Source organism: Maribacter sp. 1_2014MBL_MicDiv (assembly GCF_001865655.1).
Taxonomy (GTDB): Bacteria; Bacteroidota; Bacteroidia; order Flavobacteriales; family Flavobacteriaceae; genus Maribacter; species Maribacter dokdonensis.
This window is the reverse complement of record NZ_CP011318.1, coordinates 4,271,259-4,296,424: the sequence shown is the minus strand read 5'-3', so window position 1 is coordinate 4,296,424 and position 25,166 is coordinate 4,271,259. Positions and strand designations below refer to the sequence as shown.

Below are 25,166 nucleotides of genomic sequence, written 5' to 3'. Positions count from 1 at the left end.
TGACAATGAAATCTAATAGATGGAGCAATTATCGGTTGGTCCGATGAAATGTGTTCTGGGTCTAATTAATAAATTATGTTTAGTAATTAATTGTTATGACATGAGTTGACTTGTGATAATCATAATATTACATTTGAAAAGATGAATGATCTATTGAATACCTTACAAAATAAACTAGTTCCAAGTTGGCGACATCAACTCAAGGGTGAATTTGAAAAGCCTTATTTTAAAGACCTTATACAATTTATGGACAATGAGTATAGTGAGCACACTTGCTACCCCGGTAAAAATGACATCTTTGCGGCATTTGATTATTGTGATTTTAATGATGTAAAAGTTGTAATTATAGGGCAGGATCCCTACCATGGTCCTAATCAAGCTAATGGATTATGTTTTTCGGTAAAGGATGGTGTAAAACATCCGCCATCTTTAGTGAATATATTTAAGGAACTGGAAAATGATATAGGTAAAACATACCCACAGAGTGGAAATCTTGAAGATTGGGCTAAACAGGGTGTTTTATTATTAAATGCTACGCTTACCGTACGGGAACATGAAGCCGGAAGTCATCAGAAAAAGGGTTGGGAAACATTTACCGATGCTGTTATAAGATCGCTTTCAGAAAACAGAGAGCAATTGATTTTTCTATTATGGGGTGGCTTTGCCAAAAAAAAAGCGAAACTGATCAATGCAAAGAAGCATTCGATTTTAACATCGGGTCATCCATCGCCATTAAGTGCTAATCGTGGGTACTGGTTTGGTAATGGACATTTTTCTGCCAGTAATAAAATTTTGAATGATTTAGGCAATAAAATGATAACGTGGTAAGTTAGATAATAAATAAATGCTTTAAATTTAGTAGGTATCAAAAGGTACACCACTCAATCAAACAAACTAAAACTACTTAAATGAATAACTTAGACAGGCTGAATACCATTTTACTGGTCGATGATGATGATGCAAGCAACTTCTTGCATTCAATTTTTATCAATAAGCTGGATATGGACGTCAATATTAATTCTGCATTAAACGGTCAAGAAGCTTTAGATTTTATTCTAGGTAAAGGTCAAGAGCAGTTAGAATTACCTTGTATGGTCATGTTAGACCTTAGAATGCCGGTGATGGACGGTTGGCAGTTTATGAAAGCTTATGAGGATATGGTTCCTAAAAAGCTTAAAGATCAAATAACCATTGTTCTAGTTACAATTAGTGATAATAAAGACGATAAAGAGAGAGCTAATACAAACAAATATGTTGCCGATTATGCGCAAAAGCCTTTGTCAGATGATACCTTTAAAGCATTGATTCAAAAGCATTTTAGTTTAGCGACAATCTAAAACTATTTTAAAATATCTGTTACGGGAATTGAATCTTCTATAAGATTTAGTTCCCGTAATGTATTCTGTACATGGGTCAAAGTCTCTGCGGGTAGCTGTTTTTGACTCCAATCGGTTATTTGCAACCACTCTTGAATATCTTCCAATTGTTGATGATACCTATTTGCTAGCGTAGTATCTATTTTAGGTATTTGTTTAAATTCTCTAGTATAGGTATTGATTATCTCAAGTATATGATCTAGAATTCCGTTATTTTCTTCAAGAAAGGTGTTGGTACCTACAAGAACAAAACAAGGCCATGGTGTAGGGCAATTTCCTAAATGTCTAAAAGTACCTTTATCTACCAATGGCTTTGTGGTAAAACGCTCCCACATAAAATAATCAGCATCACCAGAAGCTAAACCATTAATTGCACCTTCAAGATTGTTTATAATGTTGAATTTTAAATTATGGGTGTCCCATCCCATTTGCTTAGCTTGAACGAAAGCCATTAAATGGCTGCCACTACCAAAGCGACTAATGGCCGCAGTGGTATTTTCTAACTCATTTAATGATTGGAACGAACTTTTGGCATCTACGTGTATACCCCAAAGCAGGGGAGATGCAATATATTCTTGAATAATTTTTACGGGGTTACCTTCGGTGATGCTCTTAACAATACCTTCTGTCAAAATGATTGCCAGATCTGTTTCGCCATCCTTGAGCATCTGGCTCATTTTACCTGTTCCTTCAGGTATATCTGTCCATTCAAGTTGAATACCACGCTCCTCAAAAGCACCTTCTTCAATGGCTAGATGCCAAGGAAGGTTAAAATGTTCTGGAACTCCAATTATCTTAACCGTTTTCATTCAATTTACTTTTTAGATATTCATAGATGGCGTATTGTGATCGTATTGGGGCGTCACCATCTGCCATATCAACTTTTTTGTTGGTGTTGTTTACATCAAGTATACGTGCTTTTTGATTGTCGTTTAGCTGCAATGACAGAATATGCTTCAATTCGTTAAAGATGTCCTCGTCCAAAATGGGTGTTAATACCTCAATTCTTCTATCAAGGTTACGGGTCATCCAATCAGCCGACCCAATGTACATTAGTTCGTCTCCGCCATTTTCAAATAAATAGATACGCCCATGTTCCAAATACCGATCTACAATACTAGTAATGTAAACGTTATCTTTCATGCCGTCACTAGGGTTTTCGTTAGATGTTAAATAGCAACAGAACCCTCTTACGATTAATCTAACATGAACACCTGCATTAGCAGCTCTGTACAATGCCTTGATCATGTTAGAATCTTCAAGGCTGTTCATTTTCGCAGTAATACCAGCTTTCTTTCCGTTCAATGCCGCCGTAATCTCATTTTGAATAAGGTTCATAAACGTAATTCTGGTTGTAAACGGCGAAACCATTAAACGCTTCAATTTAGGTACGATCAATTTACGTTCCAGCACCTGAAACACCTGGCTTAAATCTTTGGTTATTTTCTTATGAGCAGTAAATAAACCGTGATCACAATAAATTTTAGATGTTTTGGCATTAAAATTACCAGTGCCAATATAGGCATAGCGCTTTTCAATTTCGCCCTCCGTTCTATATACCATGGCAATTTTTGAATGCACCTTTACTTGTGGTATGCTGAAAATTACTTTAGCGCCTTTCTCCTCAAAAATACGTCCCCATTTAATGTTATTGGCTTCATCGAACCTTGCTTGTGCCTCTACGAATAAAGTGACCTCTTTATTATTATCCAATGCGGTCAATATGGCATCTGCTAGAGATGATGACTTGGCAATACGGTAAATGGTCATTTTTATAGCTTTTACCTGTGGGTCTGTGGCTGCTGCTGTCAAAAAATCTTCAACCACCTTAAAATCTTGGTACGGAAAATGTACTAATCGGTCTTTTGTGGCAATACTATTAAATATATTCGTTGTAAATGATAATTCTGGGTGAGGCAATGCCGGTTTCTCTTGGTATTGTAAATGTGCTGTTCCTTCTGGAGCGGGAAAAGAGAAAAAATCGGATAAATTATGGTAAGTGCCGCCTGGTGAAAGATCAACGTCTCCTAGTTTAAAATCACGTTTCAATGAATCTATGAGCCAATTTGGCATCGACTCATCATAAAGTAGTCTGGTTGCCTGACCTGATAGGCGTTTGTCCAAAGAATTGTAAATTTTCTCAACAAGTTCTACATCAGAGTAATCGTCATCCAAATATAATTCCGCATCTCTAGATAGTTTAATAGAATAACAACCAAGGACCTCTTTTGACGGAAGTAATTTTTCAATGTTGAGCCTTATGGCATCATCTATATAGCAAAACTGATGACTATCTCCTGGAATAGGAATAAAACGTTCTTGTCCATCTGTTGGTATTTTAACAAGGCTATATTCATCACCAGGGTGTGCTACTACTAAATAAAGCGCACCATCGGTTAAAAATGCATTTTCCTCATGAATCTCACATGCATCTTTTATGTCATTCAAAAACAACTCTTCTAAAAATTGCTTCTGGTTTTCACTAATGTTTTTGGAATTCTTAATGAATATGTCATGTTCTTCCAATTGAGCTAGGGTAGAAGCTATGACTTTGCCAAATTGTACTTGTTGTTCGTTTACGGTTTGTAAAATATGCTGTAAGGTAGAATTTGCCTTGAACATTAATTTTTTACGAAACTTTTTATCAAGATTTTTAATTTGACGAAGCTGAGAGACACGAACCTTAAAATACTCATCTAGATTAGATGAGAATATCGCCAAAAACTTTAATCGTTCTAACAACGGTGTGTCATCACTTTTAGCTTCAAGTAGAACACGCTCGTTAAAATAGAGCCAATTAATATCCCTATGCTTTAAATTGTCTTTTTTCATTGTAAGATTTGCGTAAAAATAAGTAGTACAATTTTAAGATTATTGTAAATCTATGTTAAGCCAATCTTTCCAAACAGAACTCAATAAGTTTATCTACCGAAGCGGTTGGGGTAGTAGAGAACTCCCCGGTTGACCTGTTCGCTAAAATACAATTTAGTGATACGGCCTCGTGACCTAGTAGCTGTGAAAGGGCATAAATACCCGAAGTTTCCATCTCAAGGTTGGTCAATTGAAGATCATTATAGGAAAAAGAGGATAATTTCTCCATTAATTCCATTTGACTTGGCTTAATTCTTAATTGTCGCTGTTGAGGACCGTAGAACCCTGTATTTGTTGCTGTGAATCCTAATCGTATACGATTATCCGTAAACAGTTCTCCTAGTTTTTTTGAGTAGGATAGTACGTATGGCCTTGCTTTGGTCTTATGCCAAGAGGTGTGTGCTATGAATGATTCTTCTATTTCTGGATAATTGATGTTATTGTGCTCATAGAAATACAAAAGCCCATCAAATCCTATAACATATTCACTTATTAAAAACGAATCAATGGGTATGTTGGGTTGTATGGCCCCACTGGTCCCTATTCTAATAATATTTAAAGAAGTGTGCTCTTTTTTTAATGTTCTTGTCTTAAAATCAATGTTTACTAATGCATCCAACTCGTTTAAGACAATATCAATATTATCCGTACCTATGCCGGTAGAAATAACAGAAATTCGTTTGCCGTTCAAATGCCCGGTATGGGTATGGAATTCACGCTTTCCTTTTCTGACCTCAATAGTATCAAAAAAACGGGAAACCTGACCAACCCTATCTGGGTCGCCAACGGTGATAACTGTGGTTGCAATATCTTCTGGTAATAAATTCAGATGATAAATACTGCCATCTTCATTGATGACAAGCTCAGCAGGCTTTAGTTGCATGCTATAATTTTAAGATTCGGTTCGTAGTGGTGTTATAAAGGAAATTGTACTTTAAAGCACCTCCTAAATACACATCGTTGTCTTGAATACAAGAATAATAGCTTGTTTTGCCTTCTAGGATTTCCTTTCCTTTTTTGGAAATACGGACAGGGTTTAAGCTGGTGATCAAAGGTTTTAATCGTGTTATGGCACGATCATATTGAGTATTGGAAAAACCAAGATTTCCCTGATTTTTAAGCAGCATATCCATGTATTCTGTTTTGGACTTTGGTTTTTTGTCAATGGCCAATTTTAAAATGGTATTCTCCATATCATTAAGTCCGTTATTAATGCTTGGAAAACGTTTTAAGTGGGATTTTACGGCATCACCTAAATAATCAAACTGATAATCCTTAAAGTCGGTCAGGTTCTCTAACCGTATAGGGTTATTGCTACAGTAAAGCTGCCAAACATAATCGGCATATTCGGTATCATCTTGTGTTAATACCTTTTTGTTTTTGTAAAGACCCAATAATTGTTCGTCAGATAGCTCATTAAGGCTATACATCTTATCAGATTCATCTTCTTTACCACTACATACCAAAGATATTTGGGCATATTTTCTATGGGTGAGAAGCCAGCTAATGACCGCTAGCATATTCACTTGACAAAAAAGATCATATTCGAACCAAAGTACGATATGATCTTGTTGTTTATGACTACAGAGCGATCTATATTCTTTAAGTGTCTTTTCTATAAACCACGATTTTGAAACTTTATAATTTTTATGGAGAAACTCAAAACGTGCTTTCCAAAATGTTTCGGTACCTACGTTAGGCAGTGTTTGGCCTTCACAAAGCATTTCGCGCCATGTAATGACGTCACCGTCTAAATTTAATTTCTGAAGGCGTTCGGTAAAAACATCTCCATTGGTAATGTGTAAGAGAGAACTCATACCAGGTTTGATTTAGTTAGAATGATTAAAAATAATACTTATAACAACGTTATAAAATTATTTAACAGAAAACAAATGATAGTTTTAAAGACTGAAATAATGTTAAATTAACCGCCTACACGCTTCACTACAAAGCCTTTATCTTTAAGTATTGACATGATTTTATCGCGATAATCTCCTTGAATTATAATTTTATCGTCTTTAAAACTGCCACCAACACTCAATTTCGTCTTTAGTTCTTTGGCTAATTTCTTAAAATCTTCGTCTGCACCGGTATAACCTTCCAATATTGTTATGGGTTTACCTTTGCGTTTTTCGTACTTACAGATTATTGGGTCGTCTTGAAGCCAAATAGGGTTGTCCGCCTTATTTTCTACCTCGTTTTCTTCGGGTTCGTGGTCTGGAAAAAGATTTTTTAACTGGTCTTTTAAATCCATGGTTATTATTTTTTAATTAACCCTAACTCAATTAATCTTTCATGTAAAAATTCTCCAGCGGTAATATCTTGATATAGTTTAGGATGCTCATTATCAATACAGTTCTCCAAACAGTTTAACGGCATTTCGCTAACAGGATGCATAAAGAACGGAACAGAATATCTAGAAGTGCCCCAAAGTTCCTTAGGAGGGTTAACCACCTGATGGATTGTGGAAAGCAATTTATTATTTGTTAATCGTGACAGCATATCGCCAACGTTGATCATTAACTCATCTGGCTTTGCAATGGCATCTACCCATTCGCCTTCGTGGTTTTGCACTTGTAAACCTTTACCATGTGCACCCATTAAAAGGGTAATCAAATTTATATCACCATGTGCAGCAGCTCTAACGGCATTCTTTGGTTCTGTCTTTATAGGTGGGTAGTGGATTGGACGTAAAATTGAATTTCCGTTTTTGATGAAGTTATCAAAATAAAACTCATCTAAGTTTAAGTGAAGGGCCAATGCGCGTAAAACGTATTTTGCCGTTTTTTCCAACATTTTATACGTCTCCTTACCTACTATGTTAAACTCAGGTAATTCTTTTACAATGACATTTGCAGGATATTCCTTTTCTAACTTATCATTATCCTCAACATACTGTCCAAAATGCCAAAACTCTTTTAAATCACCTTCTTTTCTACCTTTGGCATGTTCTTTACCAAAAGAAGTATAACCACGTTGCCCGCCTATGCCTTCAATTTGGTACCTGTCTTTTACATCATCAGGTAAATCAAAAAAAGCTTTTATTTCTGCATAAAGCGAATCTACCAGCTCATCGGACAGGAAATGTCCGCCCAACGCAACAAAGCCAATCTCTTCAAAGGCTTTTCCAATTTCATTTATAAATTTCTGTTTTCTTTTTGGATCTTCCGAAAGAAAGTCAGTCAAGTCTACACTAGGTACCAAACTCATATATTAAAGATTTTACGTAAAATTAATAATTATTGCTGATTTAATAGCGTTGTTATAATCGATACTTGCTATATCCATTTTTGTTACATTTATAGTTTAATAGTCTAAATTGACCGTATTAATGAATTACACCGATTTTAAAGTAACGGAAGACGTTAAGTTAAAACTTTATAAATCAATGCTTAAACCTCGTATGGTTGAGGAGAAAATGTTGATATTACTGAGACAGGGCAAAATTTCCAAATGGTTTAGCGGTATTGGTCAAGAGGCTATTTCTGTTGGGGTAACTACAGCTTTAAAGGAAGAAGAATATATATTGCCCATGCATAGAAACTTGGGTGTTTTTACAACCAGGGAAATTCCATTATATAGATTATTTGCGCAATGGCAAGGTAAAGCTAGCGGATTTACAAAGGGTAGGGACCGTAGCTTTCATTTTGGCACACAAGATTTCAAGATTATCGGTATGATTTCTCATTTGGGTCCGCAGTTAGGTGTTGCGGATGGTATCGCTTTGGCTCATAAACTAAAAAAGGAGAAAAAAGTAACTGCTGTATTCACAGGGGAAGGAGCAACAAGCGAAGGAGATTTTCATGAAGCGTTAAATGTCGCCGCTGTTTGGGAGCTTCCTGTACTTTTTTGTGTTGAAAACAATGGGTATGGATTGTCTACTCCCACAAACGAGCAATTTAAGTGTGATAATATCGCCGATAAAGGTGTGGGTTATGGTATGGAATCGCATATTATTGATGGGAACAATATTTTAGAAGTTTATTTTAAAGTTGCTCATTTGGTAAGGGATATGCGTATAAATCCAAGACCAATTTTGTTGGAATTTAAGACGTTTCGCATGCGCGGACATGAAGAGGCCAGCGGAACAAAATATGTACCTCAAGAGCTTCTAGATACCTGGGCGGCTAAAGATCCGCTAGAAAATTTTACGACTTATTTGATCGGCGAAAATTTGTTGACCCCAGAAAGTATAGCGGCTTACAAAACTGAAATACAGGTAGAGATTGATGAGCATTTGAGAATTGCTTTTGCTGAGGATACTATTAAACCTAATGAAACTATAGAGTTAGGTGATGTGTATCAAAAATATGATTATAAAGAAGTTAGACCTAGTAAATTTATCACAAAAATCCGTTTGGTAGATGCCATGTCTGAAGGTTTGAGACAGGCTATGAAGAAGTTTGATAACCTGGTGATAATGGGACAAGATGTCGCTGAATACGGTGGGGTATTTAAAATTACCGACGGGTTCGTTAACGATTTTGGTAAAGAGAGAGTACGTAATACACCTATTTGCGAATCGGCAATTGTTTCGGCTTCCATGGGTTTGTCCATAAACGGTATGAAGGCAGTTATGGAAATGCAATTTGCGGATTTTGCCAGTAGCGGATTTAATCCTATTGTAAATTATTTGGCAAAGAGCTATTACAGATGGGGAGAAAACGCAGATGTAGTTATACGAATGCCCTGTGGTGGTGGGGTAGCGGCAGGTCCTTTTCACTCCCAGACCAATGAAGCATGGTTTACCAAAACACCTGGTTTAAAAGTTGTGTACCCCGCGTTTCCATATGATGCAAAAGGGTTGCTTGCTACGTCAATTGAAGATCCAAATCCGGTATTGTTTTTTGAACATAAAGGGTTGTACAGAAGTGTATACCAAGAAGTACCTGTTGATTACTATACCCTGCCCTTGGGGGAAGCCAGTCTTTTAAGGCAGGGAGATCAAATAACTGTTATTACCTATGGTGCGGGAGTGCACTGGGCATTGGACACTTTAGATAAGCATACGGAAATTAGGGCAGATGTATTGGATTTAAGAACCTTGCAACCCTTGGATACAAAAGCTATTTATGATTCGGTTATAAGAACAGGAAAAGTTATAATACTACAGGAAGATAGTCTTTTCGGCGGAATTGCAAGTGATATTTCTGCAATGGTCATGGAGAATTGTTTTGAGTACCTGGATGGTCCAATAAAAAGAGTTGGTAGCTTAGAAACGCCAATACCTTTTAATGCCGAACTGGAAGCACAGTATCTTGCAAAATCTAGGTTTGAAAAAGATTTGCTAGAGCTCATAGCTTATTAAAGGAAACAGGTCAACAAAAATGTTAAAAGAGGTAATAAGTATGATTGTTTAAGAGCATCTTTGCAGTGTAAATTGGTCGAAAATATAAAAAGTTTCCGTCCAAATAATGACAAACGACGTATATAGATCAAACCTAAATAATTTACTTATGAAAAAAATGATTTTGCTTTTTAGTGTGGTACTCTTAATATCCTCATGCTCAATTTCGAAGGATGCTAGGGGCAAGCGCAACCTACTAAGCGGTACTTGGACCTTGAACAATGTTTCTTTTGAGGGTAATACGGGCAATGTTAAGGCTGTTTTGTTCAATGATGTTGAAGATATTTGTTTAGAGGGCAGCGAATGGTTCTTTAGAGATAATAACAGCACTGGTAGATATACCATTGACCAATCCACTTTTTGTACAGGGGGCGATCGTTATATTAGATGGTCTGTTGTAGAACGTGAAGAAAATTATACAAGCCAACTACAGTTCAAATTCATTAACGAGAAAAACCAAGATATTTCCGGAGGTGCGGGTTACCGTTTAAATATTGAAAACCTTACGGAGTATGCAATGACCCTAAAGTCTAACGTTATGGTAGAAGGATCACCCGTGAACGTAGTTTATGAATTCAGTAAAAAATAATTACCTACTTATAAATTAAATAAAGTATATGAAAACAATGATATTACGCAAAACTAGTTACATAATCGCTCTTGCCATGGTAATGAGCTGTAGTACAGTAAAAAATGCAAATAAAACCCAAAAAGGTGCGGTAATAGGCGCAACGGGTGGTGCCGTAATCGGTGGTGTTTTAGGAAATAACGTAGGTAGTGGAAATAATACCGCTCTGGGTGCAATTTTAGGTGCTGCTATAGGTGGCGCTGCCGGTGGATACATAGGAAATAGAATGGACCGCCAAGCTGAACGTATAGAAGAGGAAATTCCAGGAGCAGAAGTGAAAAGAGTAGGTGAAGGTATCAATGTTACGTTTAACGAAGATGCCGGAGTTTATTTTGACACCAATAAATCAAATGTACAAGGTACATCTGCAACTACATTGAACAAATTGGTTGGTATTTTCAAAGAATACCCAAAATCAAATATTTTGGTAGAGGGACACACTGATAGTGCAGGTGCAGAAGAGTATAACCTTAATCTTTCTAAGCAAAGAGCGGAGTCGGTAACCAATTATTTAATAAGCCAAGGGATAGACGCTAGTCGATTCGATACCAAATGGTATGGAGAAACACAGCCAGTTGGTGATAACAGTACCGCTGCGGGAAAAGCAAAGAATAGACGTGTGGAGTTGGCAATTGTTGCCAGTGAGTCTCTAAAACAAGAAGCTAAAACCCAGACGAACTAAGATTTTCAAGTTTGGTATTGAGTTAAAAATAAAAGCCCTGCATTTGCAGGGCTTTTTTGTTTTTGGTGTAACTTCCATGCAATGAAGGAGCATAGCATACTGATAATTGGAGGTGGTCTAGCGGGACTTTGCGCCGCGGTTCATTTGGCTATGGAAGGATTGGATGTTGCCATATTGGAGAAACAGACTTATCCACATCATAAAGTATGCGGTGAATATGTGTCTAAAGAAGTTGAGCCATATTTACAACGTTTGGGTATAAACTTAAGAGCTAAAGGGGCTATAGAAATTACCCGGTTTAGTATGAGTGCCATTGATGGTTATAGTATAGAAACCGAACTACCCTTGGGCGGATTTGGTATTAGTAGATATGCATTTGATAATTACCTATATCTACGGGCAAAAGAACTTGGGGTCATTTTTTGTTTTGAAAAAGTAATTTCTACGGCGTTTAAAGATGATCAATTTACCGTGGTAACAAATGTAAAGAACTATACGGCAAAAATAGTCATTGGCGCATATGGTAAGCGTTCTGTACTAGATAAGAAACTCGATAGAAACTTCAGTAGAAAGAAGCATTCTTGGTTGGCGGTAAAGGCACATTATAAGGTTTCTGATTTTCCAAAGGGTATAGTAGCATTACACAATTTTAAAGGAGGTTATGGTGGCTTGTCCCAAACGGAATCAGGAGCAATAAATTTCTGTTATTTAGCACACTACAACAGTTTTAAAGCTTGTAAAGATGTGGATAGCTACACACAAGAAATTGTTGGAAAAAATCCGTCTTTGAGAAAATTTCTAGAAAATTCCGAACCTGTTTTTGATAATCCCATGACCATAGCACAAATATCCTTTGATAAAAAAGACAGTGTAGTAGACCATATGCTAATGTGTGGAGATACTGCGGGACTTATACATCCACTCTGTGGCAATGGTATGGCTATGGCAATACACAGTGCTAAAATTGCTTCAGAACTGATTGTTCAATTTTACGGTCAAGGTAAATATAGTCGTGTTGCTTTAGAACAAGATTACCGGAAAGCTTGGTCTAAAAATTTTGCTAGAAGATTATGGTTTGGCAGAATATTACAAGGCATATTATTAAATGAAAAATGGGTTTCAATAGGCTTAAAAACCATTGGAAGATCAAAAACAGTATTAAGATATATTATTTCAAAAACACATGGTAAGCCTATTGTTTGATGATAGATTTTAAGCATAGAAGTGAAGAAGTGGAGATTATGGATACCTTCAAAGGTACCATCTCCGAGCTTGAGTTAATATTAAATGATATTAATAGGGTCAATAATTTGCTAGGTGGTTACCGTATTACTTTAAATGCTGTTTTTGAATTACTTAGTTTTAAAAATAATGAATCGTATACGATTTTAGATATGGGTTGTTCCGATGGAACCATGCTGAAAAAGCTTGCGTCTGCAGCCAGAAAGAAGAATATGGACCTTAAATTGATAGGAATAGACTTAAATGCAAAAGCACTGGAGTTGGCAAAGCGGAATACAGTAGATTATCCAGAAATTAGCTATATACAGGCTGATATTCTTTTGCACGATTTCTCCAATTTAAAAATAGATATTGTGATGTCTACATTGACCCTTCACCACTTTACGGATGATGGTGTTTTAAAGTTTGTAAATCGGTTTGTACAATTAGCTTCAATTGGGGTGGTCATCAATGATTTGGAGCGTAGTCCGGTTGCCTATTACTTGTTTAAAATATTTAGTTGGTTTTTTATAAAAACTGAAATTGGCAAAAAAGATGGCTTATTATCTATTCGAAGAGCAATTAAAATAAATGAATTGCGACAAATAGCTCATAGGGTTTCTAATGTAACGCATCACATACAATGGAAATGGGCATTTAGATATGTATGGGTTTTAAAAAAGAAGTAGTAGATTGAAGATTGAGAAAGCTATGAATTACACAAGAATTGTAACTGTCACCAAAGAATTACCACCGTATTATAGAAATACCGAGGATATTATTCCCCTTGTTGAATATTGGTTAAGTGGGCAAGAGCAACGGTTTACCAGAAAAGTGGTTAAAATATTTGAAGGCGCTGCGGTAGATAAACGTTATTCAATTATGCCACCGGAAGATGTGTTTCAAACAACTTCTTTTGAAGATAAGAACAAGATTTATAGCAGAGAGGCCAAACTTATGGGGGGCAATGTTTTAAAGAAAGCCTTGGTAAAAAGTAATTGGGCGGCTTCATCAATAGATTACATTATTACGGTTAGTTGTACAGGTATAATGATTCCGTCATTAGATGCATATTTGATCAATGAATTGGGTATGCGACAAGATGTAGTTAGACTTCCCGTAACAGAAATGGGTTGTGCAGCTGGCGTTTCTGGGCTCATATATGCACACAATTTTTTGAAATCCAATCCGGGTAAGCGCATTGCCTTGGTATCGGTAGAAAGTCCCACCGCAACCTTTCAGCTTCAAGACTATTCCATGGCAAATATGGTCAGTGCGGCAATTTTTGGTGATGGGGCGGCATGTGTGTTATTATCATCCGAAGAAAATGCAATTGGACCTAAAATAATTGGAGAGGAAATGTACCATTTTCATAATGCTACCCAAATGATGGGGTTTGACCTTACCAACCACGGATTGAAAATGATACTTGATCCCGCAGTACCCGAAACCATTGCTGATCATTTTGCAGAAATAGTACATCCTTTTTTAGAAAAGTACGGTAGTTCCATTCAGAAAGTAGACCACTTGGTATTTCATCCTGGTGGAAGAAAAATTGTGCAGACCGTAGAAGCTTTATTTGGCGCTTTAGGGAAAAACATTGATGACACTAGAGAGGTATTGCGTCTTTATGGAAATATGAGCAGTGCTACGGTGCTTTACGTTTTAGAGCGCTTCATGGATAAGAAAATTCCGGAAGGAGAGCAAGGACTCATTCTAAGTTTTGGACCAGGATTTTCGGCACAACGGGTATTAATTGAATGGTAGTATATTTTAGGTATGGAAAATAGGTATTGGGCATTAATTTTAGGCGGTAGTAGTGGGTTAGGGTTGGCAACGGCAAAGAAATTGGCTTCACATGGCTACCACATCATTATAATTCATCGGGATAGACGGGTAGATATGGATATCATCGAAGAACATTTCAATGAAATTGAAGCATTAGGCAATCAATTACTGGTAATGAATGTAGATGCCTTAAATGCTGAGAAAAGAAAAGGAATTATTGATGATATAAGGCAAAAGTTGCCTTTTGGGCATAAGATTAAGGTAATGGTACATAGCATGGCAAAAGGCACATTAAAGCCTATGTACTCCAAAACAGCACCCACCTTAACAGATACAGATTTCAGAATAACTTTTGACGCAATGGCATTAAGCTTGTTCGATTGGACAAAAGCCTTGGAAACAGCAGCGTTGTTTGCTGATGATACCAGGGTAATATCGTTTACCAGTGAAGGTAATACCAAGGCCTTACCTAATTATAGCGCTGTTTCAGTGGCTAAAGTGGCGTTAGAGGCATTGACAAGAAGTATTGCACTGGAGTTCGCTTCCGTAGGTATAAAGGCAAATTGTATACAAGCGGGTATTACAATGACCAAATCATTATCAATGATTCCCGGTTTTGAACAAATTAAAGAAAATGCCCTGAGTAGAAACCCTAATAATCGTTTAACCACTCCAGAAGACATTGCCAATGCAGTGTATTTACTTACCACTGATGAGGCAAAATGGATAACGGGTACCGTAATCAAGGTAGATGGTGGTGAAAGTTTATTGTAAATGTAAAACCTATGAAAAAATCATATTCTTATATATTGGACCAATTGCCTTATGCGCATCCTTTTTTATTTGTAGATGAAATTTTAAATGCGCATGATACTGGTGTTGATGGCTCATATACGTTTAAGGCTGATGCTGATTTTTATAGTGGTCATTTTAAGAACAGCCCTGTAACGCCTGGAGTCATATTGACGGAGTGTTGTGCCCAAATAGGTTTGGTGTGTTTGGGCATATATTTAATGGGAAAAGATGCGGCAGAGAAAACGGTTGGTATAAGTATGAGCAGTTCGGAAATGGATTTTTTATTGCCTGTTTTTCCTGGAGAACGGGTAAAAGTAATTTCAGAACTGAAGTATTTTAGATTCCAGAAATTAAAGTGCCATGTAAAAATGTATAATGAACAAGATAAACTGGTCTGTAAAGGTATATTGGCAGGCATGATGAGATAGCTAATGGGTAAACGTGTTGTCATTACAGGTTTAGGAGTTTGTGCGCCAAATGGTGTAGGTCTTACTGATTTTACCCAGGCATTATTGGATGGTAAAAGTGGCATTAGGCATCAACCAAATTTAGAGAAACTTGGCTTTGGTTGTCAAGTAGCGGGAGAGCCCTTGGTGAAAGATAATTTGATCAATTCTTATTTTACTCCCTTAGAAAGAAGGGGTCTAAATGCTTCGGGAATTGTGTATGGTGTAATTGCAGGTGTTGATGCTTGGAATGATGCGGGACTTGTTAAGAATACGACAAATGAGCCTAGTTGGGATCGTGGAATTGTTTTTGGAACAGGTATACTAGGGGTAGATAAATTTAGGGAAGCCATTCATTTAATAGATGATGGCAATGTGAGAAGATTGGGTAGTACTTCGGTTATTCAAACCATGGCAAGTGGAATTAGTGCTTATTTAGGGGGTATGTTAAGGTGTGGAAATCAAGTGACCACCAATTCTGCAGCTTGTACCACGGGAACAGAAGGTATAATTATGGCTTATGATAGAATAAGTCAAGGAAAGGCGGAAATTATGCTCACAGGTAGTTGTAGTGACAGCGGACCGTATGTGTGGGGAGGTTTTGATGCCATGCGTATATTGCCTAGGGGATATAATTATGACCCGGCAAAGGCGAGCCGGCCAATGAGTGCAACTGCAAGCGGATTTATACCGGGTAGTGGGGCAGGAGCTTTGGTATTAGAATCTTTAGAAAGTGCGCAAGAACGTGGTGTACACATATATGCCGAAGTTTTAGGTGGGGAAATCAATAGTGGAGGGCAAGTAGGCGAAGGTTCTATGACAGCTCCCAACAGCTTGGCGGTACAACGCTGTATTAAGAATGCTGTAGTCAATGCCGGTATAGAAGCATCGGATATAGATGTTGTTAACGGACATTTGACGGCTACCTCAAAAGACGGCTTGGAAATTAAGAATTGGAGCGTGGCCTTAAATAGAAAAGGGGCGGATTTTCCTTTAATCAATTCTTTTAAAGGTGCAGTAGGTCATTGTTTGGCTGCTTCAGGTAGTATAGAATGTGTGGCGGCTATTCTTCAATTTAAAGAACAAGTTGTTTTTAAAAATATCAATTGTGAAGATATTCACCCTCAAATAACCGAACTGATTGCGGATTCATGTATCCCAAGAAAGACGTTAGAACATGCACCTAGTATTATAGCCAAAGCCAGTTTTGGATTTGGAGATGTCAATGCCTGTGTAATTTTTAAAGCGTTTACTAAATGACCCTATAAGTTTATACCGAATAGTATTAAAAATTGAATAGTAGTATGCAAAAAGAAGAAAAGTATCAAAAATTAAAAAATATTATCAAAGTATACCTTCCCGAAGACGTAGCGTTTTCTGATATTTCAGAAGATAGCCATCTGATGAACGACTTAAATATCAACTCAGCTAACTTGGTAGATATCGTGTTGGATGTAGAGGATGCTTTTGATATCCGGTTAGAGAACGAGGATATGGAAAACATGCAGACCGTTAATGATGCTGTTGCTATTATAGATGCAAAATTAAATACAAAATAATGTTAGCTCTCGGTACCGTGTTCCTTGTTCTTATCCTTAATTAGAGTAGATGCAAGAATACCGGAAATCAGTGCTACTGAAATTACGGTCAGCGAGACCCATTCAGGTAAATGAACATAATGAGAGAAAAGCATTTTTAGACCTACGAAAGCTAAAATAATCACTAAGCTATAATTGATGTACCTGAATTTTTCTAGCATTCTGGATATTAGAAAATACATAGAACGTAAACCTAAAATAGCAAGTATGTTAGAGCTGAATACAATAAACGGGTCAGCTGTTATCGCTAATATGGCAGGTATACTATCAAGTGCAAAAAGAATATCTGTCAATTCGATTACTATTAATGCAACAAAAAGCGGTGTAGCAGCATTGAGCCCCATTCGTTTAACAAAGAAATCGTGACCATGCATAGTCGTCGTTACGGGGTAAATCTTCTTTATTTGTTTAAAGACAAATGAATTTTTTGGGTCAAAATTATCGTCATCGCCCTTTAGCATTTTAAATGCGGTATACAATAAGAATACTCCAAAAACGTAAATGATCCATTCGAATTTGGTTATTAATGCAACACCAAATAAAATCATTAATGCTCTAAATACGATTGCCCCTAGAATTCCCCAAAATAGCACACGGTGTTGGTATAAAGGCGGAATTTTAAAGGATGAAAAAATAACGGCGATTACAAATACATTGTCCACACTAAGTGAAAGCTCAATGAGATAACCCGTTATATATTTTAAAACGGCGTCATTTGGCGTAAGTGCAGTTGGGTTGTCAATAATTTCCGCATTGAAGAGCCAATAAATAACACCACTGAATGCTAGGGCAACGGTTACCCATATAGCGGTCCAGATGCCTGCCTCCTTAGATTTGATTACATGTTCGTTCTTGTGGAATACCCCTAGGTCAAGGGCAAGAAATACAAGTACAAATGCGATAAAGACTATCCAGACTATCATATAAAATTTTTGAAGTTGCAAAGGTATTAAAAAATGGAAAGTAGCACTGTGATTTGTTTAAAACGTTAATGCTTGATTATCATTTATTTAAATACCTTATCGTTTTTGCAAAGGTGATATTTGTGTTTAAAAAGCATTACATCTTTTGACTATATTTTTAGCCTATTTGCCATAAGTATCTAAAAAGCTTGGCAGATTACCTTTTGCAGTTAAAGCGAGCAATACTTTCGATGAAGTGCAAGTAAGTTTCTAGTTTTCTGACCAGTAGTAATAAAATTGCTACTTTAAGGGTAGAACAACTATATGAAATGAAAAAACTAGCTCTTTGGGGTGGTGTTTTCATGTGCCTTTTTTTGGGGATGAACACTGCTGTTGCACAAAATTCAGATAGCGTTAGTGCAAAAGTAAACAAACGCCCTTTGTTGAATCAATTTGAATCCGATTACGTTTTAACTGCTTCGGAACGAATTGCATTGAAACAAAGTCGTATCGCATATCAATATCGTGTAAAGGAAATCTTAGATTCTGTTGAAATATCGGATCGTAAAAGAAAACGGTTGCTTTTAGAATTAAAGCGAAATCCTTTCTCTGAAAAAATTAAGGAAGCGGTCGCGGAATATACGTTGATTGAAGAATAGTAAGTGGTATAAAAAAAATGCAGTCTAATGAGACTGCATTTTTGCTTTTCTTTTTTCTAATTGTCGGTGTAAATCCTCAATCGAAGAAGCTATGGAAGCTTCAAAACTAGCTGAAGAGGATTGTGCAAATAATCGCGGTCCCGGTGCACTTAAGCGTATGTTGCAAACCATACCTGTGTCGGGGGAAGAGGTATTCTCTTTTTTGAAAAAAACATCGGATCTTACAATAAAATCATACTTATCCAATAATTTCTCTAATTTTTGCGCTGCCATAATCTCTAAACGATTACTGGCTTTTACATCGTCGTATTCAAAATTGATATTCATAGGCTATAAGTTTAGTTTAAGATACTCATTTTGGTAATGCTTCACAATTAAAAATATCTTAATAATATGGTAGGTCAATATTAAGTTTTGCTAACTGTTTTGTTTTTATAAGGTTAGCAGTTTCGGTTCCATTTTAAAATTAAGTTAAACTTACACAAACATAGTACAAATATGAAGTGTTTATCTTAAATTGAAGTAAAATTCCCACATTTTTACTTTTAAATCAACCGCCATGGAAAATGTACAGGATAAATCTCAGTGCTTAGGTAAGTTGGAACGTTGTAAAAACACTATCCAACATTTTAAAATTAGGGTAGATTCCTATTTGTATGAACCTACAACGATGGCATTGTTTGAAACCAAGGTGCATTTAAAAAATACGATTAAGAAGCTTTCAGAGGTTAATAAAAGTTTGCTTGAGTATTTAAAGTCTACTAATGATCTATTGCCGGAACAATACAACATGGTCAATTTTCATATCAGGGAAACTTCTGAACTTGAATTCGATTTTATGGAGTACACGTTAAAATTTAGAAAGCGTATTGATTCAAGACAAACCGTTTAAAAGCTTATTTCTTAGGTGATTGGTAAATTTTATTATTATTTTTCTTTAACTATTGGGTTTCTTTACATTTTAAAATAATTGTTCTTAATTTAGAGGTAGAACACTTATGAAATTGATATGAAACTATTTATGCGGCTAGCTATTTGCTGCACATTTTTTTGTACTAGTTTGTTGTACTCACAACAGAACACTACGCCTTCTGTAAAACCTAATGAAGAAGATGAAGGACCAATAATGTTTCAGTTTGAGCCTAATTATGAAACTGCCGTTATGTTGCAAAGGGCAGCTTTAAAGCAAAAAATAAAGGCACTTGATACATTGGATATTTCAGATAGAAAACGTCAACGATTGATAAAGGCATTGTACAAAGAGTCTCACAGTGTCAATTTTAAGAAATCGGTTTTAGCGAATACTGAGTTCGAGGAAGAAGAATTTGAAGATTAATTTACACTCTTTGGCATAAAATTGGTAGCGATTAGGGTGTGTAAAGTTAAACCTTATGAAAGCACCATTTTTATTTGTACTTATCTGTTGTATCATGTTTAGTTGTAAATCATCTAAAACCTTAATTGATGATGCGCATCCTATACATGCCTTAATGTCGTCAAAGAATTTTGAGTTTTCAGCTAAATCTGCTAGTCCCATGGCAACGCAGAGTTTAACTGCTATTGCCAACAGCGGGCTTTTACCACCTGGAAATAGTGTTTCAAGAATAGACTTAAATGGTAATGGATATTTTTTAAAAGTATTCAATGATAGTGTTTCCGCAAATTTGCCTTACTATGGTGAAAGACAATTTGGAGGTACTTACGGTATTGCGGATGGGGTTGAGTTTAATGGTGTTCCCATCGATTATGAACAAATTTTCAGTGAGGACAAACAAAAGTATATCATCAACTTTCAAATAAGCAACAAAACGGATCGATATACTATAACCATGCATATATTTCCAAATAAATCTTGTTTGGTAAATGTGAATACTACCAATAAGAATACTATTCCATATAATGGCAATGTTAAAGCACTAAATACTAAAAATGAATAATTTATATTTAAATGTTTAAAGTAATAGTTTAGTAGTTGTCCGTATTGGTTATGAAGGCAATACTTTTACTGTCTGGTGACCAACTAGGTACGTTAATACTTCCTTGACCTCCATAGATATGAGCTAAAACCTTAGGTTTTCCACCATTTATTGGCATGATTCTTAGCATACAATGTTTGTAAAAAGGATGTTCCCCTGGATCAATATCTTTAGGAAAGGAAATAAAAACAATCCACTTTTGATCCGGACTTATATGAGGAAACCAATCGTTATATTCATCAAAAGTTAAGTGAGTTTGTTTTTTGCCATTTGCTTTCATTCTGTACAATTGCATTGTGCCTGAACGAGCTGAGTTGAAAAATATAAACTTGCCGTTTTTGCCATATTCCGCACCGTCGTCCAATGTTTTAAAATCTGTTAATTGCTCTTCTTTGCTAGATTTAACGTTAATTGAATAAATATTATATGCTCCATTTCTTTCTCCTGTAAACAGCATTTCTTTTTGGTTTGGTGACCACCCATGTAGATAAGAAGCACCAACACCAGGTTTAGTTACTTTTTTTGGTTCATTGCTTCCTTCGCTTGACAAATAGTAAATAGACGAAGTATTATTGTCCTCTGGATTATGATGGCTAATTCCTAAAAGTTTACCATCAAAACTAAGTACATGGTCATTATTATTTTTAGTGGCAAAACCTGTGTTGAGAATACTTATTGCCTTGGTGTCTAGGTCATAATTATATAATAGACCTTTTGAATTATATATTAACCTTTTACCGTCTACAGTCCAGTTAGGCGCTTGTATGGAGTGAGCCGATTTGTAAATTATGGTCCGATGTCCCGTAGAAACATCCATAATCTCTAAGTTACTACCAATATAGTCTTGATATTGTTGAAAATCATTATTCATAGGTTTAATAATCCTAACATTACTAAAAGTTGCGGTTTCCAATACTTTAGGGTTGTGTGAACAAACGAACAATCCTATGTATACTTCTTCGTCCAAAGCTACATCATTAAGTTCAACATGTGTAAATTCCTCTCCAAATTTAGCAGTGGACATTATGTACGTAGTGCCACGTCTTTCTAACTGAATTATAGTTGGTGATTCATCGTTAGATTTAATTTCTTCGGTAGGTCCGTCAATAATTCTTCGATATTGTAAAGAAGTTAATCCGTCCCCATGAATACTTGCATTAACATGGGGTGTGTTAGATTTTAGGTCGTTTTTTATGATCCATCCTGCTTTTCTGTGCGGGTCTTTGCCCTTTCCCTTAAAGTTGATGGTGGCTCTTAAAATAAAATCGCCTTGAATGGTGGTCCAGAGGTATTGAAATTCATCGTTGTTAAACCACATATTTTTGCCAGCACCATTTATGGTATAAGTCTGTTCATTTTTATTATACCTGGCAGAACCGGTTAAATTAGGATTGCCTATACCTATTTGGTTGTCAAAAAGTCCTATTGTTTCTTGAGCTTGTAGAATTGAACAGTAAAAGGTGAATACGAAAGCAAATAGATATGTTGGAGATTTCATGATTATAAGTTGATTGTTGGTTGATTGTCTTCTAAATATACCTAATAATTTAATTGTCTGCTTAGTAGGTATAAAAAGCCTATTAATATTCGCTGAATTTTTGTTGATTTTTATTCGATCTCCCTACTGTTTAAAGATTTTATATGCTGTTTTTGTTAAGATGAGGCTAAAAAGGGAAGGTTTTTCTATAATCTTCGTTATTCCCTACTAAGAACAATACCTTTGTATCTTAATTAAGTGAAATAGTAGAAATTAATAGTATGAGCAAAGTAAAAGCAGATAGTCAAGTACGTGTACATTACACAGGAAAATTAAGTGATGGTCAAGTATTTGATAGTTCGGTAGACAGAGAACCTCTAGAAGTAAAATTAGGACAAGGTAGTTTGATTCCCGGTTTTGAAAAAGGTTTGTTGGATATGGAACCTAACGAGAAAAAGACTATCGTCATAGCTAAGGAAGATGCATACGGGGAAAAGCAAAAAGAGCTTTTTCAAACTGTACCAAAATCTGAATTACCAGCTGAAATTGAGCCAAAAGTAAATATGGCTTTAATGGCCACTAATGCAGATGGTAGTGAAAGACAATTGCGCGTAGCAGAAGTAAATGAAAATGACATAGTGGTTGATGCAAATCATCCATTGGCTGGTGAAGATTTGACCTTTGAGCTAGAGCTTGTTGAGGTCAAATAAATAAACTCGGTAATAAATTAAGAACCGCCTAATAGGGCGGTTTTTTTTGGTTTAAATTCTAATGTTTTAAACCATTGAAATATTATATTTGGGTATGTATTTAAAAACACTGTTAATCATAGTTTTGGTTACTGCCATGACAAGTTGTAAAGATGTTAACACCAACACTCAAAAGGCAACGGTTAATGAAGATAATGTAGTTGAAAAGAAATCGACTGCTACCTATGAAGATTTGGAGGGCAACGCAATTTCCTTAAGCGATTATAAAGGCAAACGGGTACTCTTAAACTATTGGGCTACGTGGTGTAGGCCATGTATTGTGGAAATGCCGGATATGGAAAAGGCACAGGCTATATTAGAGAATGAAAATTATGTATTCTTATTTGCTTCGGACCAGTCCGTGGCAAAAATTGAAAAATTTAAAGAGGCACGAGGTTTTAATCTGAATTTTATAAAATTTAATGGTGTCTATGCCAACAAAGGGGTAAGTGCCTTACCGGCTACCTTCATCTATAATGAATTAGGTGAACAGGTGTTACGTTTTGATGGAGGCTTGAAATGGGACAGTCCAGAAATGATTGAAAAACTTAGAGCTGTTCAATAATGCGTAAATTAATATGTACTGCTGTTGTATTCTTGGTTTTAGGTGTCAGTTTTGGGTGCAAAAATTCAACCACTAAACCGGAACCCAATAAGCAGCTGCCATTGGTGCAAAAAATGACTTCACCTGCTGCCATGGCTAGCTCTTTACCTCATATCATGGTAAATAAAGATGTTGCCTTAATGTCTTGGGTAGAAACTGTTGATGATACTTTGACCACTTTAAAATATTCAGAATTAGTGGATGGTGAATGGCAAGAGTCAGAAAATATACTGAGTGGTACAAACTGGTTCGTGAATTGGGCAGATTATCCTATGATCTCTGAAAATAATGGTAGCCTTTGGTCTCACGTTTTAAAAAAATCTAGCCTTGGCACGTATTCTTATGATATTAAAATGAACGTGAAACCAAAAGGAGAAACACATTGGAATACAGATTTGCGTTTGCATACGGATGGCACGCCCACTGAACATGGATTTGTAAGTATAGTTCCTTATCAGAACAATTTTTTTGTGAATTGGCTAGATGGAAGAAATACCGAAGTAAATGAAGTAGGTGAGCGCGGGGCAATGACACTGCGTGGTGGTGTAGTTTCTGCAACGGGTAAACTTATTGAAGAATATGAATTAGATGACAGGACTTGCGATTGCTGCCAAACAACTTCCGCGATTACCGATAACGGTCCTATTGTAATTTATAGGGACCGATCAAATAAAGAAGTTCGTGATATAAGTATAGTTCGTCAGGTTAACGGAGAGTGGACGGCACCTAAAGTAATACATGAAGATGATTGGCAGATTAAAGGATGCCCCGTGAACGGTCCTAAAGTTGATGTTTTAGGTAATAATTTGGTTGTAGCTTGGTTTACCGGTGCTGGCAACAAACAAAAAGTGCAACTGGTATTTTCCTCTGATGGTGGTGCTCAGTTTTCAACTCCAATTACCATAGTTGAGGGAAGGGTAATGGGTAGGGTAGATGTGCTTTGGGCTGATGAGGAAACCGCTGTTGTGAGTTGGATGGAAGCAAATGATAAGACCGCATTGTTCAAAGCAATGGTAATTACTTTGAGCGGTAAAACGTCTCAGCAACAAGTAATTACCGAAATGGTAGATTCTAGAAAATCCGGTTTTCCTCAAATGGAAATTATGGAAGAGACCTTGTACTTTGCTTGGACGGAACAGGAAGCAGCCATCACTCAAGTAAAAACCGCGAAAATGCAGGTAGAAGCGTTATCGTTTAATTAACCGAAATCAATTCAACTTCAAATATTAATACTGAACCGCCTGGTATTCCATTGACATCAAAACTACCATAACCTAGGTGTGCCGGTATAAGTAATATGCCATTTCCTCCCTCATTAAATAAGGGTATACCCTCGGTCCACCCGGAAATCACTTGGTCTAATCCTATGGAAAGTCCATCCGTATCTTGGTCAAAAACACGTCCATCAAGTAAGTATCCTTTGTAAGCAACGGTTACATTCGATGTTGCTGAAGGTTTTGCGCCTTCTCCTTGGTTTTCAATAATGTAATGTAGGCCAGAATCCGTTTTTTGAGATTGAAGAAAATTCTCTTCTAAATACGTATTAATTTGCTCTTCGTTGATTTCAGAATAATCAATTGGTTCAACAACTATAGGATTGGTGTCATCCGATAACTTGCAAGAAACCAATGCGGTAAAAAGAAATAAGCAGGTAATATATTTCATATGTTTTTTGAGGTAAGATACGTTCTAGGTTGATTATACTTTTACTCTTTAAGAAGTATTTAACCCATTTTAAAAATGATAAACTTAAACTTTTAGGCAATAAAGGTGTTCACAGAGAACCTTACACTACAATGCTTATATAAGTATTTTTGAAATTTAAGTGCTTGGGATTGCGACTCAAAAATAACAGCTTCTGTAATACTGTTGGCTAAAACAAGATGCCCAATTAGGTATTCTACGTAGTAGGTGTTGTTTTCAGAAAGAAGAACAAAATTTGGTTTCGTTGTCACGCTTATTAAATTATGGTACTAAAATAAAGTTTTTATTTTATTGATCCTAATTTTTTCTTTTTTCCTTGTTGAACAGTCTTGAGATCGTTGTG

Annotated in this window: 29 protein-coding genes; 19 read left to right on the top strand and 10 right to left on the bottom strand. The window is 36.2% G+C overall.

Annotated features, from left to right (window positions below; genetic code table 11):
* The first annotated feature begins 141 nt into the window (after nucleotides 1-141).
* Together ung and YQ22_RS18260 are read left to right on the top strand one after the other, a co-directional pair.
* Nucleotides 142-828, top strand: coding sequence for a uracil-DNA glycosylase (ung, locus tag YQ22_RS18265; RefSeq protein WP_071342350.1), 687 nt, complete (start codon nucleotides 142-144; stop codon nucleotides 826-828).
* Nucleotides 829-908: 80 nt separating this feature from the next.
* The gene (locus YQ22_RS18260) at nucleotides 909-1,337 is read left to right on the top strand and encodes a response regulator (protein WP_058102886.1); all 429 of its coding nucleotides are present in this window, start codon (nucleotides 909-911) and stop codon (nucleotides 1,335-1,337) included.
* A 2-nt stretch (nucleotides 1,338-1,339) separates the two neighbouring features.
* Here YQ22_RS18260 and YQ22_RS18255 read toward each other — a convergent pair whose 3' ends face one another.
* From YQ22_RS18255 to YQ22_RS18230, 6 genes are all read right to left on the bottom strand, one after another.
* The gene (locus tag YQ22_RS18255) at nucleotides 1,340-2,185 is read right to left on the bottom strand and encodes a substrate-binding domain-containing protein (protein WP_071342349.1); all 846 of its coding nucleotides are present in this window, start codon (nucleotides 2,183-2,185) and stop codon (nucleotides 1,340-1,342) included.
* A complete protein-coding gene (ppk1, locus tag YQ22_RS18250) occupies nucleotides 2,172-4,208 on the bottom strand; it encodes a polyphosphate kinase 1 (protein ID WP_071342348.1) in 2,037 nt (678 codons plus the stop codon). The genes YQ22_RS18255 and ppk1 overlap by 14 nt, the downstream gene beginning before the upstream one ends.
* A gap of 55 nt (nucleotides 4,209-4,263) precedes the next feature.
* The gene (locus YQ22_RS18245; protein WP_071342347.1) at nucleotides 4,264-5,130 is read right to left on the bottom strand and encodes a nucleoside phosphorylase; all 867 of its coding nucleotides are present in this window, start codon (nucleotides 5,128-5,130) and stop codon (nucleotides 4,264-4,266) included.
* Between the two features lies 1 nt (nucleotide 5,131).
* The gene (locus YQ22_RS18240; RefSeq protein WP_071342346.1) at nucleotides 5,132-6,064 is read right to left on the bottom strand and encodes a DUF1835 domain-containing protein; all 933 of its coding nucleotides are present in this window, start codon (nucleotides 6,062-6,064) and stop codon (nucleotides 5,132-5,134) included.
* A gap of 107 nt (nucleotides 6,065-6,171) precedes the next feature.
* A complete protein-coding gene (locus tag YQ22_RS18235; RefSeq protein WP_071342345.1) occupies nucleotides 6,172-6,501 on the bottom strand; it encodes a translation initiation factor in 330 nt (109 codons plus the stop codon).
* Nucleotides 6,502-6,506: 5 nt separating this feature from the next.
* Nucleotides 6,507-7,457, bottom strand: coding sequence for an isopenicillin N synthase family dioxygenase (locus tag YQ22_RS18230; RefSeq protein ID WP_071342344.1), 951 nt, complete (start codon nucleotides 7,455-7,457; stop codon nucleotides 6,507-6,509).
* Between the two features lie 121 nt (nucleotides 7,458-7,578).
* Here YQ22_RS18230 and YQ22_RS18225 point away from each other — a divergent pair, with 121 nt between their 5' ends.
* From YQ22_RS18225 to YQ22_RS18180, 10 genes are all read left to right on the top strand, one after another.
* Nucleotides 7,579-9,555 (top strand): alpha-ketoacid dehydrogenase subunit alpha/beta, encoded by a 1,977-nt coding sequence (locus tag YQ22_RS18225; protein WP_071342343.1) that lies wholly within the window; start codon nucleotides 7,579-7,581, stop codon nucleotides 9,553-9,555.
* Between the two features lie 148 nt (nucleotides 9,556-9,703).
* The gene (locus tag YQ22_RS18220; RefSeq protein WP_058102878.1) at nucleotides 9,704-10,183 is read left to right on the top strand and encodes a lipocalin family protein; all 480 of its coding nucleotides are present in this window, start codon (nucleotides 9,704-9,706) and stop codon (nucleotides 10,181-10,183) included.
* 37 nt (nucleotides 10,184-10,220) lie between these two features.
* The gene (locus tag YQ22_RS18215; RefSeq protein WP_394332422.1) at nucleotides 10,221-10,904 is read left to right on the top strand and encodes an OmpA family protein; all 684 of its coding nucleotides are present in this window, start codon (nucleotides 10,221-10,223) and stop codon (nucleotides 10,902-10,904) included.
* Between the two features lie 81 nt (nucleotides 10,905-10,985).
* Complete coding sequence (locus tag YQ22_RS18210; protein ID WP_071342342.1) at nucleotides 10,986-12,107, top strand: NAD(P)/FAD-dependent oxidoreductase; 1,122 nt, start codon at nucleotides 10,986-10,988, stop codon at nucleotides 12,105-12,107.
* On the top strand, nucleotides 12,107-12,814 hold the full coding sequence (locus YQ22_RS18205; RefSeq protein ID WP_071342341.1) for a methyltransferase domain-containing protein: 708 nt from the start codon (nucleotides 12,107-12,109) through the stop codon (nucleotides 12,812-12,814). The genes YQ22_RS18210 and YQ22_RS18205 overlap by 1 nt, the downstream gene beginning before the upstream one ends.
* Nucleotides 12,815-12,836: 22 nt before the next feature.
* Nucleotides 12,837-13,892 (top strand): type III polyketide synthase, encoded by a 1,056-nt coding sequence (locus tag YQ22_RS18200; RefSeq protein WP_071342340.1) that lies wholly within the window; start codon nucleotides 12,837-12,839, stop codon nucleotides 13,890-13,892.
* A gap of 12 nt (nucleotides 13,893-13,904) precedes the next feature.
* A complete protein-coding gene (locus YQ22_RS18195; RefSeq protein ID WP_071342339.1) occupies nucleotides 13,905-14,687 on the top strand; it encodes an SDR family oxidoreductase in 783 nt (260 codons plus the stop codon).
* An 11-nt stretch (nucleotides 14,688-14,698) separates the two neighbouring features.
* Nucleotides 14,699-15,136, top strand: coding sequence for a 3-hydroxyacyl-ACP dehydratase FabZ family protein (locus YQ22_RS18190; protein ID WP_071342338.1), 438 nt, complete (start codon nucleotides 14,699-14,701; stop codon nucleotides 15,134-15,136).
* Nucleotides 15,137-15,139: 3 nt separating this feature from the next.
* Nucleotides 15,140-16,414: a beta-ketoacyl-[acyl-carrier-protein] synthase family protein gene (locus YQ22_RS18185; RefSeq protein ID WP_071342337.1), complete on the top strand. Its 1,275-nt coding sequence runs from the start codon at nucleotides 15,140-15,142 to the stop codon at nucleotides 16,412-16,414.
* Between the two features lie 44 nt (nucleotides 16,415-16,458).
* Nucleotides 16,459-16,713 carry an acyl carrier protein gene (locus tag YQ22_RS18180; RefSeq protein WP_071342336.1) on the top strand — a complete coding sequence of 85 codons (255 nt, stop codon included), beginning with the start codon at nucleotides 16,459-16,461 and terminating at the stop codon, nucleotides 16,711-16,713.
* A 2-nt stretch (nucleotides 16,714-16,715) separates the two neighbouring features.
* Here the strand turns inward: YQ22_RS18180 and YQ22_RS18175 are convergent, their stop codons facing one another.
* Nucleotides 16,716-17,675, bottom strand: coding sequence for a TerC family protein (locus YQ22_RS18175; RefSeq protein WP_071342335.1), 960 nt, complete (start codon nucleotides 17,673-17,675; stop codon nucleotides 16,716-16,718).
* Between the two features lie 308 nt (nucleotides 17,676-17,983).
* On the opposite strand from YQ22_RS18175, the gene YQ22_RS18170 reads away from it, so the two are divergent.
* Nucleotides 17,984-18,313, top strand: a complete 330-nt coding sequence (locus tag YQ22_RS18170) for a hypothetical protein (RefSeq protein ID WP_071342334.1) — start codon at nucleotides 17,984-17,986, stop codon at nucleotides 18,311-18,313.
* Between the two features lie 24 nt (nucleotides 18,314-18,337).
* Here the strand turns inward: YQ22_RS18170 and YQ22_RS18165 are convergent, their stop codons facing one another.
* Complete coding sequence (locus YQ22_RS18165; protein ID WP_058102867.1) at nucleotides 18,338-18,640, bottom strand: HPF/RaiA family ribosome-associated protein; 303 nt, start codon at nucleotides 18,638-18,640, stop codon at nucleotides 18,338-18,340.
* Between the two features lie 232 nt (nucleotides 18,641-18,872).
* On the opposite strand from YQ22_RS18165, the gene YQ22_RS18160 reads away from it, so the two are divergent.
* The 3 genes from YQ22_RS18160 (at nucleotide 18,873) to YQ22_RS18150 (ending at nucleotide 20,250) form a co-directional block, all read left to right on the top strand.
* The gene (locus tag YQ22_RS18160) at nucleotides 18,873-19,205 is read left to right on the top strand and encodes a hypothetical protein (RefSeq protein WP_058102866.1); all 333 of its coding nucleotides are present in this window, start codon (nucleotides 18,873-18,875) and stop codon (nucleotides 19,203-19,205) included.
* A 171-nt stretch (nucleotides 19,206-19,376) separates the two neighbouring features.
* Complete coding sequence (locus tag YQ22_RS18155) at nucleotides 19,377-19,649, top strand: hypothetical protein (RefSeq protein WP_091603929.1); 273 nt, start codon at nucleotides 19,377-19,379, stop codon at nucleotides 19,647-19,649.
* 55 nt (nucleotides 19,650-19,704) lie between these two features.
* Nucleotides 19,705-20,250 carry a DUF4251 domain-containing protein gene (locus tag YQ22_RS18150; RefSeq protein ID WP_083414298.1) on the top strand — a complete coding sequence of 182 codons (546 nt, stop codon included), beginning with the start codon at nucleotides 19,705-19,707 and terminating at the stop codon, nucleotides 20,248-20,250.
* Between the two features lie 28 nt (nucleotides 20,251-20,278).
* On the opposite strand, the gene YQ22_RS18145 is transcribed toward YQ22_RS18150, so the two are convergent.
* Nucleotides 20,279-21,787 (bottom strand): TolB family protein, encoded by a 1,509-nt coding sequence (locus tag YQ22_RS18145; protein WP_071342332.1) that lies wholly within the window; start codon nucleotides 21,785-21,787, stop codon nucleotides 20,279-20,281.
* 260 nt (nucleotides 21,788-22,047) lie between these two features.
* On the opposite strand from YQ22_RS18145, the gene YQ22_RS18140 reads away from it, so the two are divergent.
* The 3 genes from YQ22_RS18140 (at nucleotide 22,048) to YQ22_RS18130 (ending at nucleotide 24,321) form a co-directional block, all read left to right on the top strand.
* Nucleotides 22,048-22,476 carry an FKBP-type peptidyl-prolyl cis-trans isomerase gene (locus YQ22_RS18140; RefSeq protein WP_071342331.1) on the top strand — a complete coding sequence of 143 codons (429 nt, stop codon included), beginning with the start codon at nucleotides 22,048-22,050 and terminating at the stop codon, nucleotides 22,474-22,476.
* A gap of 94 nt (nucleotides 22,477-22,570) precedes the next feature.
* Nucleotides 22,571-23,080 carry a TlpA family protein disulfide reductase gene (locus tag YQ22_RS18135; RefSeq protein WP_156894599.1) on the top strand — a complete coding sequence of 170 codons (510 nt, stop codon included), beginning with the start codon at nucleotides 22,571-22,573 and terminating at the stop codon, nucleotides 23,078-23,080.
* Complete coding sequence (locus YQ22_RS18130) at nucleotides 23,080-24,321, top strand: hypothetical protein (protein WP_071342330.1); 1,242 nt, start codon at nucleotides 23,080-23,082, stop codon at nucleotides 24,319-24,321. Before YQ22_RS18135 ends, YQ22_RS18130 begins: the two co-directional genes overlap by 1 nt.
* On the opposite strand, the gene YQ22_RS18125 is transcribed toward YQ22_RS18130, so the two are convergent.
* Complete coding sequence (locus YQ22_RS18125; RefSeq protein WP_071342329.1) at nucleotides 24,314-24,784, bottom strand: FKBP-type peptidyl-prolyl cis-trans isomerase; 471 nt, start codon at nucleotides 24,782-24,784, stop codon at nucleotides 24,314-24,316. The two genes, YQ22_RS18130 and YQ22_RS18125, sit on opposite strands and share 8 nt — an antisense overlap.
* Nucleotides 24,785-25,166: the final 382 nt, after the last annotated feature.

Excerpts from the sequence above, each read along its gene's own strand:
- YQ22_RS18180 (WP_071342336.1), top strand. The coding sequence starts at position 16,459 with ATGCAAAAAGAAGAAAAGTATCAAAAATTAAAAAATATTATCAAAGTA.
- YQ22_RS18165 (WP_058102867.1), bottom strand. The coding sequence starts at position 18,640 with ATGAATATCAATTTTGAATACGACGATGTAAAAGCCAGTAATCGTTTA.
- YQ22_RS18225 (WP_071342343.1), top strand. The coding sequence starts at position 7,579 with ATGAATTACACCGATTTTAAAGTAACGGAAGACGTTAAGTTAAAACTT.
- YQ22_RS18145 (WP_071342332.1), bottom strand. The coding sequence starts at position 21,787 with ATGAAATCTCCAACATATCTATTTGCTTTCGTATTCACCTTTTACTGT.
- YQ22_RS18235 (WP_071342345.1), bottom strand. The coding sequence starts at position 6,501 with ATGGATTTAAAAGACCAGTTAAAAAATCTTTTTCCAGACCACGAACCC.
- YQ22_RS18190 (WP_071342338.1), top strand. The coding sequence starts at position 14,699 with ATGAAAAAATCATATTCTTATATATTGGACCAATTGCCTTATGCGCAT.
- YQ22_RS18175 (WP_071342335.1), bottom strand. The coding sequence starts at position 17,675 with ATGATAGTCTGGATAGTCTTTATCGCATTTGTACTTGTATTTCTTGCC.
- YQ22_RS18195 (WP_071342339.1), top strand. The coding sequence starts at position 13,905 with ATGGAAAATAGGTATTGGGCATTAATTTTAGGCGGTAGTAGTGGGTTA.
- YQ22_RS18140 (WP_071342331.1), top strand. The coding sequence starts at position 22,048 with ATGAGCAAAGTAAAAGCAGATAGTCAAGTACGTGTACATTACACAGGA.
- YQ22_RS18215 (WP_394332422.1), top strand. The coding sequence starts at position 10,221 with ATGATATTACGCAAAACTAGTTACATAATCGCTCTTGCCATGGTAATG.
- ung (WP_071342350.1), top strand. The coding sequence starts at position 142 with ATGAATGATCTATTGAATACCTTACAAAATAAACTAGTTCCAAGTTGG.
- YQ22_RS18260 (WP_058102886.1), top strand. The coding sequence starts at position 909 with ATGAATAACTTAGACAGGCTGAATACCATTTTACTGGTCGATGATGAT.
- YQ22_RS18150 (WP_083414298.1), top strand. The coding sequence starts at position 19,705 with ATGAAAGCACCATTTTTATTTGTACTTATCTGTTGTATCATGTTTAGT.
- ppk1 (WP_071342348.1), bottom strand. The coding sequence starts at position 4,208 with ATGAAAAAAGACAATTTAAAGCATAGGGATATTAATTGGCTCTATTTT.
- YQ22_RS18205 (WP_071342341.1), top strand. The coding sequence starts at position 12,107 with ATGATAGATTTTAAGCATAGAAGTGAAGAAGTGGAGATTATGGATACC.
- YQ22_RS18230 (WP_071342344.1), bottom strand. The coding sequence starts at position 7,457 with ATGAGTTTGGTACCTAGTGTAGACTTGACTGACTTTCTTTCGGAAGAT.
- YQ22_RS18220 (WP_058102878.1), top strand. The coding sequence starts at position 9,704 with ATGAAAAAAATGATTTTGCTTTTTAGTGTGGTACTCTTAATATCCTCA.
- YQ22_RS18200 (WP_071342340.1), top strand. The coding sequence starts at position 12,837 with ATGAATTACACAAGAATTGTAACTGTCACCAAAGAATTACCACCGTAT.
- YQ22_RS18185 (WP_071342337.1), top strand. The coding sequence starts at position 15,140 with ATGGGTAAACGTGTTGTCATTACAGGTTTAGGAGTTTGTGCGCCAAAT.
- YQ22_RS18245 (WP_071342347.1), bottom strand. The coding sequence starts at position 5,130 with ATGCAACTAAAGCCTGCTGAGCTTGTCATCAATGAAGATGGCAGTATT.
- YQ22_RS18170 (WP_071342334.1), top strand. The coding sequence starts at position 17,984 with ATGAAAAAACTAGCTCTTTGGGGTGGTGTTTTCATGTGCCTTTTTTTG.
- YQ22_RS18135 (WP_156894599.1), top strand. The coding sequence starts at position 22,571 with ATGTATTTAAAAACACTGTTAATCATAGTTTTGGTTACTGCCATGACA.
- YQ22_RS18125 (WP_071342329.1), bottom strand. The coding sequence starts at position 24,784 with ATGAAATATATTACCTGCTTATTTCTTTTTACCGCATTGGTTTCTTGC.
- YQ22_RS18240 (WP_071342346.1), bottom strand. The coding sequence starts at position 6,064 with ATGAGTTCTCTCTTACACATTACCAATGGAGATGTTTTTACCGAACGC.
- YQ22_RS18210 (WP_071342342.1), top strand. The coding sequence starts at position 10,986 with ATGAAGGAGCATAGCATACTGATAATTGGAGGTGGTCTAGCGGGACTT.
- YQ22_RS18160 (WP_058102866.1), top strand. The coding sequence starts at position 18,873 with ATGGAAAATGTACAGGATAAATCTCAGTGCTTAGGTAAGTTGGAACGT.
- YQ22_RS18255 (WP_071342349.1), bottom strand. The coding sequence starts at position 2,185 with ATGAAAACGGTTAAGATAATTGGAGTTCCAGAACATTTTAACCTTCCT.
- YQ22_RS18130 (WP_071342330.1), top strand. The coding sequence starts at position 23,080 with ATGCGTAAATTAATATGTACTGCTGTTGTATTCTTGGTTTTAGGTGTC.